This is a genomic window from Janibacter limosus, from assembly GCF_004295485.1.
GTDB lineage: Bacteria > Actinomycetota > Actinomycetes > Actinomycetales > Dermatophilaceae > Janibacter > Janibacter limosus_A.
Genome location: NZ_CP036164.1, coordinates 1586522 through 1599329, shown reverse-complemented (window position 1 = coordinate 1599329; position 12808 = coordinate 1586522). Strand labels below are relative to the sequence as shown.

At 70.0% G+C, this 12808-nt stretch carries 10 protein-coding genes; 3 read left to right on the top strand and 7 right to left on the bottom strand.

All coding sequences use genetic code 11. From position 1 onward, the window contains the following. Positions 1-80: 80 nt before the first annotated feature. Entirely contained in the window at positions 81-1943 is a 1863-nt protein-coding gene (gene dxs / locus EXU32_RS07685; protein ID WP_130629369.1) for a 1-deoxy-D-xylulose-5-phosphate synthase, read from the top strand. 102 nt (positions 1944-2045) lie between these two features. On the opposite strand, the gene EXU32_RS07680 is transcribed toward dxs, so the two are convergent. The 4 genes from EXU32_RS07680 to EXU32_RS07665 form a co-directional block, all read right to left on the bottom strand. Continuing rightward, positions 2046-2930: a hypothetical protein gene (locus tag EXU32_RS07680; RefSeq protein WP_242612925.1), complete on the bottom strand. Its 885-nt coding sequence runs from the start codon at positions 2928-2930 to the stop codon at positions 2046-2048. An 89-nt stretch (positions 2931-3019) separates the two neighbouring features. After that, positions 3020-3652 carry a DUF6318 family protein gene (locus tag EXU32_RS07675; protein ID WP_130629368.1) on the bottom strand — a complete coding sequence of 211 codons (633 nt, stop codon included), beginning with the start codon at positions 3650-3652 and terminating at the stop codon, positions 3020-3022. A 166-nt stretch (positions 3653-3818) separates the two neighbouring features. Then, positions 3819-5675 carry a helix-turn-helix domain-containing protein gene (locus EXU32_RS07670; protein ID WP_242612924.1) on the bottom strand — a complete coding sequence of 619 codons (1857 nt, stop codon included), beginning with the start codon at positions 5673-5675 and terminating at the stop codon, positions 3819-3821. 23 nt (positions 5676-5698) lie between these two features. Then, the gene (locus tag EXU32_RS07665) at positions 5699-6478 is read right to left on the bottom strand and encodes a 3-hydroxybutyrate dehydrogenase (RefSeq protein WP_130629366.1); all 780 of its coding nucleotides are present in this window, start codon (positions 6476-6478) and stop codon (positions 5699-5701) included. Positions 6479-6654: 176 nt separating this feature from the next. Between EXU32_RS07665 and EXU32_RS07660 the strand changes: the two genes are divergently transcribed. Continuing rightward, positions 6655-8145, top strand: coding sequence for a GntP family permease (locus tag EXU32_RS07660; protein ID WP_130629365.1), 1491 nt, complete (start codon positions 6655-6657; stop codon positions 8143-8145). A 91-nt stretch (positions 8146-8236) separates the two neighbouring features. Here the strand turns inward: EXU32_RS07660 and EXU32_RS07655 are convergent, their stop codons facing one another. The 3 genes from EXU32_RS07655 to EXU32_RS07645 form a co-directional block, all read right to left on the bottom strand. Then, a complete protein-coding gene (locus tag EXU32_RS07655; RefSeq protein ID WP_130629364.1) occupies positions 8237-9778 on the bottom strand; it encodes a helix-turn-helix domain-containing protein in 1542 nt (513 codons plus the stop codon). A 76-nt stretch (positions 9779-9854) separates the two neighbouring features. Next, entirely contained in the window at positions 9855-11081 is a 1227-nt protein-coding gene (locus EXU32_RS07650; protein WP_130629363.1) for an HRDC domain-containing protein, read from the bottom strand. Further along, positions 11078-11659 (bottom strand): DUF3000 domain-containing protein, encoded by a 582-nt coding sequence (locus tag EXU32_RS07645; RefSeq protein WP_130629362.1) that lies wholly within the window; start codon positions 11657-11659, stop codon positions 11078-11080. Before EXU32_RS07645 ends, EXU32_RS07650 begins: the two co-directional genes overlap by 4 nt. Before the next feature lie 103 nt (positions 11660-11762). Here EXU32_RS07645 and hemE point away from each other — a divergent pair, with 103 nt between their 5' ends. Beyond that, positions 11763-12806, top strand: coding sequence for a uroporphyrinogen decarboxylase (gene hemE / locus EXU32_RS07640; protein ID WP_130629361.1), 1044 nt, complete (start codon positions 11763-11765; stop codon positions 12804-12806). The last annotated feature ends 2 nt before the right edge of the window (positions 12807-12808 follow it).

Here is a 12808-nt window from a genome sequence, read left to right as displayed (position 1 = left end):
GAGCAGGCAGGGTCACAGCCACTTCCCAGTGCGTGAGACGTAGACTCGTGCGGTCCCCGACCCCCGGAAGGAACGCCAGCGTGGCAGTCCTCGAGACGATCACCTCTCCCGCCGATCTCAAGCGGCTCCCTGCGGAGCAGCTCGCGACCCTGGCGCAGGAGATCCGAGCATTCCTCGTCGCCGAGGTCTCGCGCAGCGGGGGGCACCTCGGGCCCAACCTCGGGGTGGTCGAGCTGACCATCGCGATCCACCGGGTCTTCGACTCGCCGAGCGACACCGTCGTCTTCGACACCGGCCACCAGTCCTACGTGCACAAGCTGCTGACGGGCCGCCAGGACTTCAGCGGGCTGCGCACCCGCGGAGGGCTGTCCGGCTACCCGAGCCGCGCCGAGTCCCCGCACGACGTCGTGGAGAACAGCCACGCCTCGACCTCGCTGTCGTGGGCGGAGGGCATCGCCACCGGCTATCGCCTGCGCGGTGAGGAGCGCCATGCCGTCGCGGTCATCGGCGACGGCGCCCTGACCGGCGGCATGGCCTGGGAGGCGCTGAACAACATCGCCGCCGACAAGGACCTCCCGCTCGTCGTGGTGGTCAACGACAACGAGCGCTCCTACGCCCCGACGATCGGCGGGCTCGCCGACCACCTCGCGATGCTGCGCACCAACCGTCAGTACGAGCAGGTCCTCGACTGGGGCAAGGACAAGCTCCACCGCACGCCCGTCATCGGGCGCGCGGCCTACCAGGCATTCCACTCGATGAAGAAGGGCGCCAAGGACTTCTGGGCGCCGCAGGGGATGTTCGAGGACCTGGGCATCAAGTACCTCGGTCCGGTCGACGGGCACGACGAGGCGAGCGTCGAGCAGGCGCTGCGCCGCGCCCGGGCCTTCGGCGGGCCGGTCCTGGTGCACGTCATCACGCAGAAGGGGCGCGGCTACGAGCACGCCTCCAACGACGTGGCCGACCAGTTCCACGCCGTCGGCAAGATCAACCCCGAGACCGGTCTGCCCCTGGAGATCTCCGGACGCTCGTGGACCGACGAGTTCGGCGACGAGATGCTCCAGCTGGCTGCGCAACGCCCCGACATCGTCGCGATCACGGCGGCGATGATGATGCCGGTCGGCCTGCAGCCCTTCGCCGACGTCCACCCCGACCGGATCTTCGACGTCGGCATCGCCGAGCAGCACGCGACGACGATGGCTGCCGGCTTGGCCTTCGCCGGCATGCACCCGGTCGTCGCGATCTACGCGACCTTCCTCAACCGCGCCTTCGACCAGCTGCTCATGGACTGCGCCATGCACAAGGCCGGGGTCACCTTCGTCCTCGACCGCTCCGGCGTCACCGGTCCCGACGGCGCCAGCCACCACGGCATGTGGGACATGTCCCTCGTCTCCCTGGTCCCGGGCCTGCGGCTGGCCGCACCCCGTGACGGCCAGCAGATCCGCCTCGCCCTGCGTGAGGCGGTCGACGTCGAGGACGCGCCCACCGTCATCCGCTTCCCCAAGGGGAGCGTCGGTGACCCCATCGAGGCGACCGCGACCATCGACGGTCTCGACGTCCTCGCCGGCGAGCCGGACGTCGACCCCGAGGTCCTCCTCGTCGCCATCGGCTCCATGGCCGGGACCGCGACGACCGTCGCCGAGAAGCTTGCGGCAGATGGCCACTCGGCCCTGGTCGTCGACCCTCGGTGGGTGCTGCCCGTGCCGGTCGCGCTCGTCGACCTCGCCCGCCGCGCCGGTCGGGTCGCCGTGATCGAGGACAACAACGTCGCCGGCGGGGTGGGCGCAGAGGTCGCGCGCGCCCTCGACGAGGCCGGGCTGTCCGTGCCCGTGCACCGCTTCGGCCTGCCCAAGGAGTTCATCGACCACGCCTCCCGGGCCCAGGTGCTCGAGACGGTGGGCCTGACACCCGACCCGATCGTGGAGCGGTTGCGCGCCCACCTCTGAGGTGCGCTGTCCTCCCCAGGTGGCACGGGGCCGGGTCCTGTCCGGCGCTCCCGTTCTGCTCCTGCTGGTGGGTCAGCGAGTGGCCTGGGTCTGGCGGGGGTGTCAGCCTTCGTCGGCGGTGAGGCGGGTCTTGGTGCCGACGATGGTGAGGGTGTCAACGGGCTCGTCCTGGAGGTCGGCGGTGGTGGCGATGTCTTGCCACTCGCCGCCGTTGACGCGGTATTGGCCAGTCAGGCGGGCGTCGACCTTGATGTCGACATCGCCGGTCTTGGTGTACTTGTGGGTGATGTCGCCGTCCAGGTGGGTGCCGCCGGTGCTGGTGGTCCACTCGGAGTGGGTGCCGTCGCCGTAGTCGTAGCGGTAGTCCTGCGCGTCGACCCTGAAGTCGATGGTCCAGGACAGCAGGGTGACGGGCTTGCTGGTCTCTCCGGGTTGCAGGCCGGTGTCGTCGGGCCAGGTCGCGGCGTAGTAGGTGGTGAAGTTGGTCAGGGTCTTCATGCCCTTGGGTTCGACCGCGATGGTTGGTTTGCTGAAGGGGAGCTCCTTGAACGCGGTCTGAATCTGCGCGAAGGTCGGGACCGGTGGGGCTTGGACGGGGATGACCAAGGGCGGCCGTCCGGGGCCCTGGTCGATGGTCACGGAGTCGGCGACACCGCAGCTGATGCGGGAGTTCTGCCACGGGCCGTCGTTGACGGAGACGTAGGTGATGGTGGGCGGTTGGAAGTAGTTGGGGTCGCCTGACTCGGTGATGCATCCGGCGCGGGTGCCGGTGCAGTCCGTGTTGGAGTTGTCGCAGGTCTCGTACTTGACCTTGACGTCATCCTTGGGCTGGGCGCCCTTGATGTCCGTCGCGACGATGTTGGCCGACAGGGCCGTCCCCGAAGGGAGAGCTGGCGCGCCTCCTGTGTCTGCTCCCTTGGCGAGGCCGGGTGGGATGACGAGGTGTCGCTCAATGGAGGTTTGGGCAGCCGTGTCGGTGAGTTGCACTTCAGGTTCGCCTTCAGCGTTAGCTGGCTGTGGCACCAGCGCGATGACTGTCGCCAAGCAGACGAGTGCGAGGCTCCGTCTTGCCTCGATCATGTCGCGATCCAGTCCAGGATCTGCCACTTGCCACCCACCCAGACGACATGCTCGGTCAGGGTGTAACGAGTGGCTTTGATGTTCCCATTCGACTGACCCTTTGAATCGAGTCGCTTGTGCGCTGCCACCTTGACCTGCATTGACACCTTGAAACCTTCGTCCGGCCGTTTCGTGGCCTGAACGTCGGTCACGCTGTAGGGATTCTTGCTTCGGGTCCAGCCCTTCTGCGTGTCTTCGTTGATGTTTTCAACGCCATCGCGACATACCAGGCAGTCTGCGGAATCGAGCATCTCGATCGTGCTCGTGTCGCCCGTGCGAGTCGCTTCGCCGAATTGGATGAAGTAGTACTTCCCGAAGGCCGCAGCGCCTTCCTTCGTCTCCTCGCGGGCGGCCTCAGGCAGATCGCTGGGCATCTCGGGCCCATCGCTGGTAGCGCTGTTGCTGGAACTGCCCGACGAAGACCCGGAGCCGGAGGCCGTCGAGGAGGGCGACGTGGTGGAGTCACCCGGCAGGGGGGAGACGGTGGTCGAGGAGGTTGGCTCGACGGGCTCGTCCTCACCGCACGCGGCCAGGCCTGTGGTCAGGAGGGCGGCTGCGGCCAGGACTGCTGCTCCACGCGTGAACTGCACGATCTTCGCTTTCGTCGACGACGGGTGCGAGCCGTCTGGCCACCCCCGAGAACCCCGTCAACGCTAGCGAATTCCGGCGAGATCGCATCTCGACGATCCACAGGCACGGCGTGACCCACCACGAGGAGCAGGAAGGGAGGGGCTGGGACCCCCCCTTCGCCTCAGGTCAGGGGGCCTCGAGGAGGCGCCGCATGCGCAGGGCCAGCTGGATCTCCAGCGCTCGGTCGGGGTGCTGCCAGTCCTCCCCGAGGAGGGCAGCGATGCGGCCCAGCCGCTGAGAGACCGTGTTCACGTGCACGTGGAGGGAGCCGGCGGCGTGCCTCGGGCTCGAGCCCGCCGCGAAGTAGGCGACGAGCGTGCCCGCAAGGTCGCTGCCACGCTCGTCGTCGTACTCCAGGACAGGCCCGAGGACCGAGCGGACGTAGTCGTGGACATCGGGGTCGGCGCCGACGATGAGCCCGGCAAAGCCGAGCTCGGTGGTGGCGGCACCCGTCCCCGCCCGGCCGAGCGCCACGAGCGCCCGCACCGTGCGGGACCCTTCCTCGAGCGAGCCCGGCAGGTCGTCGACGTCGGCGACCGGACCACAACCGCCAACGGTGATCCGCGGACCTCGGGTCACGCGCTCGGCCAACGACCTGGCCAGCGCGTCAGGGTCCTCGCCCCGGACGATCGCCACGATTGCGTCCGCGTGCGTCCCCACGAGCGCCCCGTCGCCGAGGACGGTGCTCACGGTGAGGGCCAGGGCCCGCTGCTGGGTGGGGTCGCCACCTCGCGCGACGAGCAGGCACCACGGCCCCCGCGGCTCGACGGACGCCGAGCGCAGGTACCCCGTTCGGTCGTCGTGGCTCCCGCGCGCGGTCAGGAGATCGGCGAGGACGCGGTTGCGCTCGCTCTGCCGCGCGTCATCGGCCTGACGCTCGAAGAGCAGGACGAGCGCCGTCACCACGGCAGCCCGCTCGACGGTGCGTTGGTCGGCGTCCTCCAGGGCATCCGGCGCACCGACGACGAGGGTCCCCAGCTGCTCGTGGGCGGCGATGACACCGATGGCGTGGATGCCGTCGTCCTCGACCAGTCGACCGACGTCGTGACGTGCCCGGTCCACGACCGGATGCGCGAGGAGGGGGTCCGGGCCAGCAGCCTCGGGCGCGGCTCCCGCGACGCTGCGCCGCTCGCCGGCACCGTCGAAGAGGACGGCCCACCCGCCGAGCAGGTCGACCAGGGCCTGGGTGACGTCACTGACCCCGCCGCCCCCAAGGACGACCGACGCGAAGCGGTCATGGGCCGCGGCAGCCCGCTCCACACCGACGGCCTGCTGCCGCACGATGTCGTGGGCCTCTGACAGCGCCGCCAGCGCGCGCTCGGCGTCAGAGAGTGCCCGCGTCTGGACGATGGCGATCGCGGCGAGCGCTGCCAGGTTGCCCAGGAGCCCGATCTCGGTGTGGGAGAAGGGGCGCGGCGTGCGGTTGGCCGCGAAGAGCACCCCGACGAAGGTCGACTCCACGATCAGCGGCGTGCCGCAGATCGCGATGATGCCCTCGTCACCCACACCGTGGTCGATCGCGGACGTGTGGCTGAAGCGTTGGTCCGACGAGTAGTCCGCCGTCCAGTACGGCTTGTGGGTCGAGGCCACGAGCCCACCCAGACCGTCACCGAGCGACAGCCGCAGCGACTGGAAGTCAGCGGACACCGACCCGTCCGTCACCCGCATGAAGGTGTCGCCGGCCTCGGGGTCGTACAGGGTCAGGTAGGCCAGGTCCGTGCCGAGCAGGGTCCGGGCCCGGCGCACGATCGCCTCGAGGACGATGGACGGGCTCGACTCGGAGGCGAGCTCACGCGCGGTGTCGAGGAGCGCGGCCTGGGCCGACTCCCTTCGTCGGTGGGTCACGCGCAGCGCCCCGATCCGCAGGGCGAGGTCCTTGGCCGGCTCCGGTGCGGGAGCCTCGGCCAGCTGCGCGATCGGCACATCGGACACCAGGAGCTCGAGCAGGCGGGTGACCTGCGTCAGGGGCTCGTCGCTGGGCATGGCCTGCATCCTAGGCACCGCGCTCAGTGCGCGGTCCAGCCGCCGTCCACCGGGAGCGAGGAGCCGGTGATGCTCGTGGCCGCGGGGGAGCAGAGGAAGAGCGCCAGGCCCGCGACCTCGTCGACCTCGACCAGACGCTTCACGGCGACCGGGGCGAGCATGATCTGCTCGAGCACCTCGTCCTCGGGGATGCCGTGCGTGCGGGCCTGGTCGGCGATCTGCTTCTCCACCAGGGGGGTGCGCACATAGGCCGGGTTGAGGCAGTTGCTCGTCACTCCGTGCTCGGCTCCCTCCAGCGCCACGACCTTGCTCAGGCCCTCGAGCCCGTGCTTCGCCGAGACGTAGGCGGCCTTGAAGGCGCTGGCCCGTAGCCCGTGGACGCTGGAGACGTTGACGACCCGCCCCCAGCCCTGCGCGTACATGTGGGGCAGGTTGGCCCGGATGAGTCTGAAGGGCGACTGCAGCATCAACCTCTGGATGAGGTCGAACTTCTCGACGGGGAACTCGTGCACCGGGCTGACGTGCTGGACCCCGGCATTGTTGACGAGCACGTCCACCTCACCGGGGAGCTCGGCCAGCCCGTCGAGGTCGGCCAGGTCCGCGGGGCAGGGGGTCACCGTCAGGTCGGACAGCTCCTCGCACAGGCGGTCCAGACCGGCTGCGTCGAGGTCGACGGCGGTGACACGGGCGCCGGCGGCGGCGAAGGTCGCCACACAGGCGGCCCCGATGCCGCTCGCGGCGCCGGTCACCATCACGTGGCGGCCGGTCAGGTCCGGAGCGAGGGTGATGTGGGAGTGGCTCATGACGAGCAACGTATGAGTCGACCCTCGACCTGCGCATGGACCGGCAGCACATGATTTGCCGCAGAAGGTGTGGCGGCACACCCGCAGTTCGCGGATCGAGGGTGCCACCATCGATCACGCCACAGCGACGTCGCCTGCTCGACGTCGCGTCCTGAACTCGACTGTAGGAGACACCGATGTCCCTCGGACTCATCGGCATCATCCTGTCGCTCGGCCTGCTCATGTACCTGGCCTACCGCGGCATCAACGTGCTGATCCTCGCCCCACTGCTCGCCCTCCTGGCGACCCTCATGGCAGGCGGCCCGATGCTGGCCACCTACACCCAGGTCTTCATGCCGGCCCTGGGCAAGTACGCCATGACGTACTTCCCGCTCTTCCTCCTGGGCGCCATCTTCGGCAAGGTGATGGATGTCAGCGGCTCGGCCAAGGCGATCGCCGACTTCATCGTCGACAAGATCGGCGCGCAGCGTGCCATCCTCGCGATCGTCCTCGCCTGCGGCATCCTCACCTACGGCGGCGTCTCGCTCTTCGTCGTGGCCTTCGCCGTCTTCCCGATCGCGGCCGCCCTCTTCAAGGAGTCGGGCATCCCCAAGCGGCTCATCCCGGCGACGATCGCCCTGGGCTCCTTCACCTTCACCATGACGGCGCTGCCCGGCACGCCTGCGATCCAGAACGCGATCCCCTCGCCCTACTTCGGCACCAACGCCTTCGCCGCGCCCGGCCTGGGCCTGATCGCCGGCCTGATCATGTTCGGCGGTGGGGTCGCCTACCTCAACCGCCGCTCGAGCACGCTCGTCGCGGCCGGGGAGGTCTACGAGCCTCCGGTGATGAAGGGCGGCGGCTTCTTCGGCCGCGGCAAGAAGGACAAGGACCTGGAGGCCAAGGACCGCGAGGCCACGGACGAGGCACCGGTCGCAGCGACCATCGAGTCCTCCGCGGCCGACGAGCACATCATGGAGCGACCCACGGTCCCGTGGGCCCTGGCCTTCCTCCCGATCGTCGTCGTCATCGCGCTCAACTACGCGCTGGTCAACTGGATCTTCCCCAGCATGGACTTCGACTACCTCAAGCAGGACGCCTACGGCTCGGTCGGTATCGACGACGTCGCCGGCATCTGGGGCATCATCGTCGCGCTGGTGGCCTCGATCGCCATCGTCCTGGCGGCCAACTGGACTCGCATCGGCGACGTCAAGGGCGCCGTCAACGAGGGCACCATGGGCTCGCTCCTGCCGATCTTCAACACCGCCTCCGAGGTCGGGTACGGCGCGGTCATCGCCTCGCTGGCAGCCTTCACGACGATCAAGGACGCGGTCCTGGGCGTCTCGGGCAACCCGCTCGTCTCACTGGCCCTGTCGGTCAACGTCCTCGCGGGCATCACCGGCTCGGCGTCCGGCGGCATGAGCATCGCGCTCGAGGCGCTCGGCACCCAGTTCAAGGAGATGGCGATGTCCCAGGGCATCTCCCTCGAGCTGGTCCACCGCGTCACGGCGATCTCCTCGGGTGGCTTCGACGCCCTGCCGCACAACGGCGCCGTCATCACCCTGCTCGCCATCTGCGGCCTGAGCCACCGGCAGTCCTACAAGGACATCGCGGTCGTCGCGATCCTCGTCCCGGTCCTGTCGCTGGTCGCCATCATCGTGCTCGGATCGATCTTCGGCAGCTTCTGACCGAGCGCCCCGCGCGCGGTCTCGCCCATGACGAAGGAGGCCCCCACCGGTGATCCGGTGGGGGCCTCCCGCGGTCGTGCGTGGTGCCGGGTCAGCCGATGTCGCGGAAGGGCTGCACGCTGGCACCCAGCGCGTTGAGACGCTCGGCGAGGTCCTCGTAGCCGCGGTGGATGACGTAGACATTGCGCAGGTAGGACGTGCCCGGCGCGGCGAGCATCGCCAGCAGGACGACCACGCCGGGGCGCAGCGCCGGCGGGCAGGTGACCTCGTTGGCGCGCCACCGGTTGGGGCCCTCGACGAGGACCCGGTGCGGGTCCATGAGCGTCACCTTGCCGCCGATCTTGTTCAGCTCGGTGAGGTAGATCGCCCGGTTGTCGTAGACCCAGTCGTGGATCGTCGTGGTGCCCTCTGCACACGCGGCGATGAGCGCGAAGAAGGGCAGGTTGTCGATGTTGAGGCCCGGGAAGGGCATCGGGTGGATCTTGTCGATCGGCGCCTTGAGCGGCCCCGGGTGCGTGGTGATGTCGACGAGCCGGGTGCGGCCGTTGTCGGCGAGGTACTCCGCGGACAACGAGTACTGCATGCCCATGCCCGACAGGGTGGCGAGCTCGATCTCGAGGAACTCGATGGGCGAACGCCGGATGGTGATCTCGGACTTGGTGACCACCGCGGCGGCGATGAGGCTCATCGCCTCGATCGGGTCCTCGCTGGGGGAGTACTCGACGTCGACGTCGATGTCCTTCTTGCCCGTGATGACGAGGGTGGTCGTCCCGATGCCCTCGACGCTCACGCCGAGCTTCTCGAGGAAGAAGCACAGGTCCTGGACCATGTAGTTGGGCGAGGCGTTGCGGATGGTCGTGCGGCCCGGGTGGCGGGCAGCGGCCATCAGTGCATTCTCGGTGACGGTGTCGCCGCGCTCGGTCAGGATGATGGCCTTGTCCGAGTCGACCACGCCGCTGGCGGTGGCCGCGTAGGAGCCCTGGGTGGCCTCGACGTCGAGCCCGAAGTGGGTCAGTGAGGTCATGTGCGGCTCGACCGTCCGCGTGCCGAGGTCGCAACCGCCGGCGTACGGCAGGCTGAAGTTGTCGAACTCGTGCAGCAGCGGGCCGAGGAACATGATGACCGTGCGGGTGCGGCGGGCAGCCTCCTCGTCCATCGTGTCCAGGCTCAGCCGCGCCGGCGGCGTGATCTCCAGGTCGGAGCTGCCAGGCAGCCAGCGGGTCTGCACGCCGATGGAGTTGAGCACCTCGAGGATGCGGTTGACCTCCTCGATGCGAGCGAGGCTGCGCAGCGTCGTCGTGCCCTTGTTGAGCAGCGAGGCGCAGAGCAGGGCGACGGCGGCGTTCTTGCTCGTCTTGACGTCGATGGCGCCGGACAGCTGCCGGCCACCCTCGATCTTGAGGTGGACGGCGCCGCTGCTGGGGGTCCGGGTGAGGGCCACGAGCTCGGTGTCCAGGGCTTCGCTGATCCGGGCGAGGTTGTCGAGGGTCAGGTTCTGCCCTCCGGCCTCGATCCGGGCGACAGCGCTCTGGCTGGTCTCGAGCTTGGTGGCGAGATCGGACTGGGACAGGCCGGCGCGGTTGCGCGCTTCCTTGATCGTGGTGCCGATCCGGGCGAGATAGTCATCAGACATGTCACCCAAGGTAACCCATATATGAGATAAATGCAGATCGTCTGGGGTCCGCGTGTCGAGGGGCATGCTGCGTCCCTCAGTCGTCGGGGTGCGCCGCGAAGGCCTCGGCGATCAGCGGCGCGACGATCTCACGCTGCCACGGGCGCACCCCGAGCTGCGCCAAGGACTCGGCGAAGGCCTCGGGGGAGCGCTCGGCCGGCGGCGTCCAGATCACCCGCCGAAGGGGGTCTGGCGAGCAGACGTTCTCGATCGGGATGGTGTGCTCCTCGGCAAAGACCGCGAGGCGCTCCCGGGTGTCGGTGAGGCGCTCGGCGGCGACCGGGTCGCGGTTGGCCCAGGACCGCTGCGGGGGCGGGCCGTCGGACTTGACCGACGCAGGCGGCAGGTCGTCGTCGGGCAGGGCGCGAGCCCGCGCGACGGCCTCGAGCCAGGCGCGCTGGCTGCGCTGGATGGCGCGGTGCCCACGGGGCAGGTCGCCGGGTGCCTCCGGGTTGGCGAGGGCGATCTCGACGAGGGCGGTGTCGGGGATGACCCGCCCCGGCGAGGTGTCGCGGTCGCGGGCGATGTGGTCGCGCTCGTACCAGAGCTCACGGACCGTCGCGAGGACCCGGGGCTGGCGGATCTTGTGCAGGCCCGAGGTGCGCCGCCAGGGGTCCTCCTTGACCGCAGGACGCCAGGAGAGGAGGGCCTCGAACTCCTGCCGGGCCCACTCGCTCTTGCCCTGCTCGGCCAGGTCGATGCCCATGAGGTTGCGCACCTCGGTGAGCACCTCGACGTCGAGGGCGGCGTAGCGCAGCCACGGCTCGGGCAGCGGACGCGTTGACCAGTCGACGGCCGAGTGCTCCTTGGCCAGGCTGATGCCGAGGTAGCGCTCGATGACCGCGGCGAGTCCGACGCGGGGGAGACCGATGAGCCGGGCGGCGAGCTCGGTGTCGAAGATCTGACGGGGCCGCAGACCGACGTCAGCCAGGCAGGTCAGGTCCTGCGTCGCGGCGTGCAGGATCCACTCGCCGGTGCCGATGGCGCGGTCCAGCGGCGTCAGGTCCGGCAGGTAGACCGGGTCGATGAGCCAGGTGCCCGAGCCCTCGCGGCGGACCTGGACGAGATAGGCCGCCTGCCCGTAGCGGTAGCCGGACGCGCGCTCGGCGTCCAGTGCGACCGGGCCGTAGCCGTCCGCGATCGCGGCGGCGCAGTCGTCGAGCTCGGACTCACGGGTGATGACGGGCGGGACGCCCTCGGCCGGCTCGGTGAGGACAGGCAGAGGTGCGGGCTCGCTCCCTTCGCTCTCGTGGTCGTCGCTCACCGGCGCCGTCCCGGCAGGGCCACGACGCCCGAGGGCAGCGGCGGCAGACCGCCGACCGTGCCGAGCATGTCGACCCACGCCTCGAGGTGGTGGCCGACCGACGAGTCGGTGGGGCTCCACGAGGCGCGGATCTCCATCTCGACGTCGGGCTCGCGCGCCTCGAGGTCGGCGAAGGACTCGGAGACGACGTGGGTCACGGTGCCGGCGAGGTTGACCGGGGTGATGTCGTGGGCCTCGAGGGCATCGGTCAGCCAGGACCAGCCGACGGCACCGAGCATCGGGTCGCCAGCGACCTCCGCCTCGAGCTCTGCCCGGGAGAAGGTGACCACGCGCCACGCGCTGCCCCACGGCTCCGGCTCGTCCGGGTCGTGCAGCAGGACGAAGCGTCCGGTCGCGATGTCCTCGTCGTCGGAGGGGTCGACGATGTCGGCGGTCATCGCCACGGCGTGGGGGGCCAGGCGCGTCGGAGCAGGGACCTCGGTCAGTCGGACCTCGGGTCGCAGGCGGGCCGCGTGCAGGGCGCGCAGGGCGTGCTCGAAGTCCGTGGACTGCACGTCGGAGATCTGTCGGGTTGCCACTCCGTGAGACTAGGTCTCGGGGGGCCGCAGACGCGGGAAGGCACGCCGTGGAGGGGGCAGACACCGGGGGCGTCGTCGGGGGCCCGCATGGGAGGATGCGGGCGTGACGAACTCAGCCGATCCTTCCGACAGCCCCCTGGTCCGCGCGGCCCGCGGGGAGTCCGTCCCGCACACCCCGGTGTGGTTCATGCGCCAGGCCGGGCGCTCGCTGCCCGAGTACCGCGAGCTGCGCCGCGGGACCGACATGCTGCAGGCCTGCCGCACACCGGACCTGGTCACCGAGATCACCCTCCAGCCGGTGCGCCGCCACCGGGTCGACGCGGCGATCTTCTTCTCCGACATCGTCGTCCCGCTCGAGGCCACCGGGATCGAGATCGACATCGAGCCCGGCGTCGGTCCGGTCCTGGACGACCCCTTCGAGTCCCGCGCCGACCTCGACCGGATCCCCGAGCTGACGCCCGAGATGATCCCGGACATCACCGAGTCGGTCCGCCGCACGGTGCTGGAGCTGGGCGCGACGCCGCTCATCGGCTTCGCCGGCGCTCCCTTCACCCTGGCCTCGTACCTGATCGAGGGCGGGCCGAGCAAGAACCACGAGCTGACCAAGTCCCTCATGCACGGCGACCCGCAGCTGTGGAACGACCTGTGCGAGCGCCTCACGCAGATCTCCGCGGCCTTCCTCAAGGTCCAGGTCGCGGCCGGCGCCAGCGCCGTCCAGCTCTTCGACTCCTGGGCCGGCTTCCTCTCCCGCGCCGACTACCGCGAGTACGTCCTCCCGCACAGCCGCGCGACGCTGGCGGCGCTCGCCGACTCCGGTGTCCCACGCATCCACTTCGGCGTCGGGACCGGAGAGCTGCTCGCCGACATGGCCGGTGCCGGGACCGAGGTCATCGGTGTCGACTACCGGGTCAACCTGGCCGACGCCATCGAGCGCGTCGGCGGCACCCACCCGGTCCAGGGCAACCTCGACCCGGCGCTGCTCTTCGCCCCGTGGGAGGTCATCGAGCGCGAGGTCCGTCGCATCCTCGCGGAGGGCCGCTCGGCGCCCGGCCACATCTTCAACCTCGGTCACGGGGTCCTGCCCGACACCGACCCCGTCGTCCTCACCCGCGTCGTCGAGCTGGTCCACGAGGTCAGCGCGCGCTGACG

What these genes read in the sequence shown, in the direction of transcription:
- EXU32_RS07670 (WP_242612924.1), bottom strand. Translation starts at nt 5,675, where the DNA reads ATGCCCAGCGACGAGCCCCTGACGCAGGTCACCCGCCTGCTCGAGCTC.
- EXU32_RS07655 (WP_130629364.1), bottom strand. Translation starts at nt 9,778, where the DNA reads ATGTCTGATGACTATCTCGCCCGGATCGGCACCACGATCAAGGAAGCG.
- EXU32_RS07665 (WP_130629366.1), bottom strand. Translation starts at nt 6,478, where the DNA reads ATGAGCCACTCCCACATCACCCTCGCTCCGGACCTGACCGGCCGCCAC.
- EXU32_RS07660 (WP_130629365.1), top strand. Translation starts at nt 6,655, where the DNA reads ATGTCCCTCGGACTCATCGGCATCATCCTGTCGCTCGGCCTGCTCATG.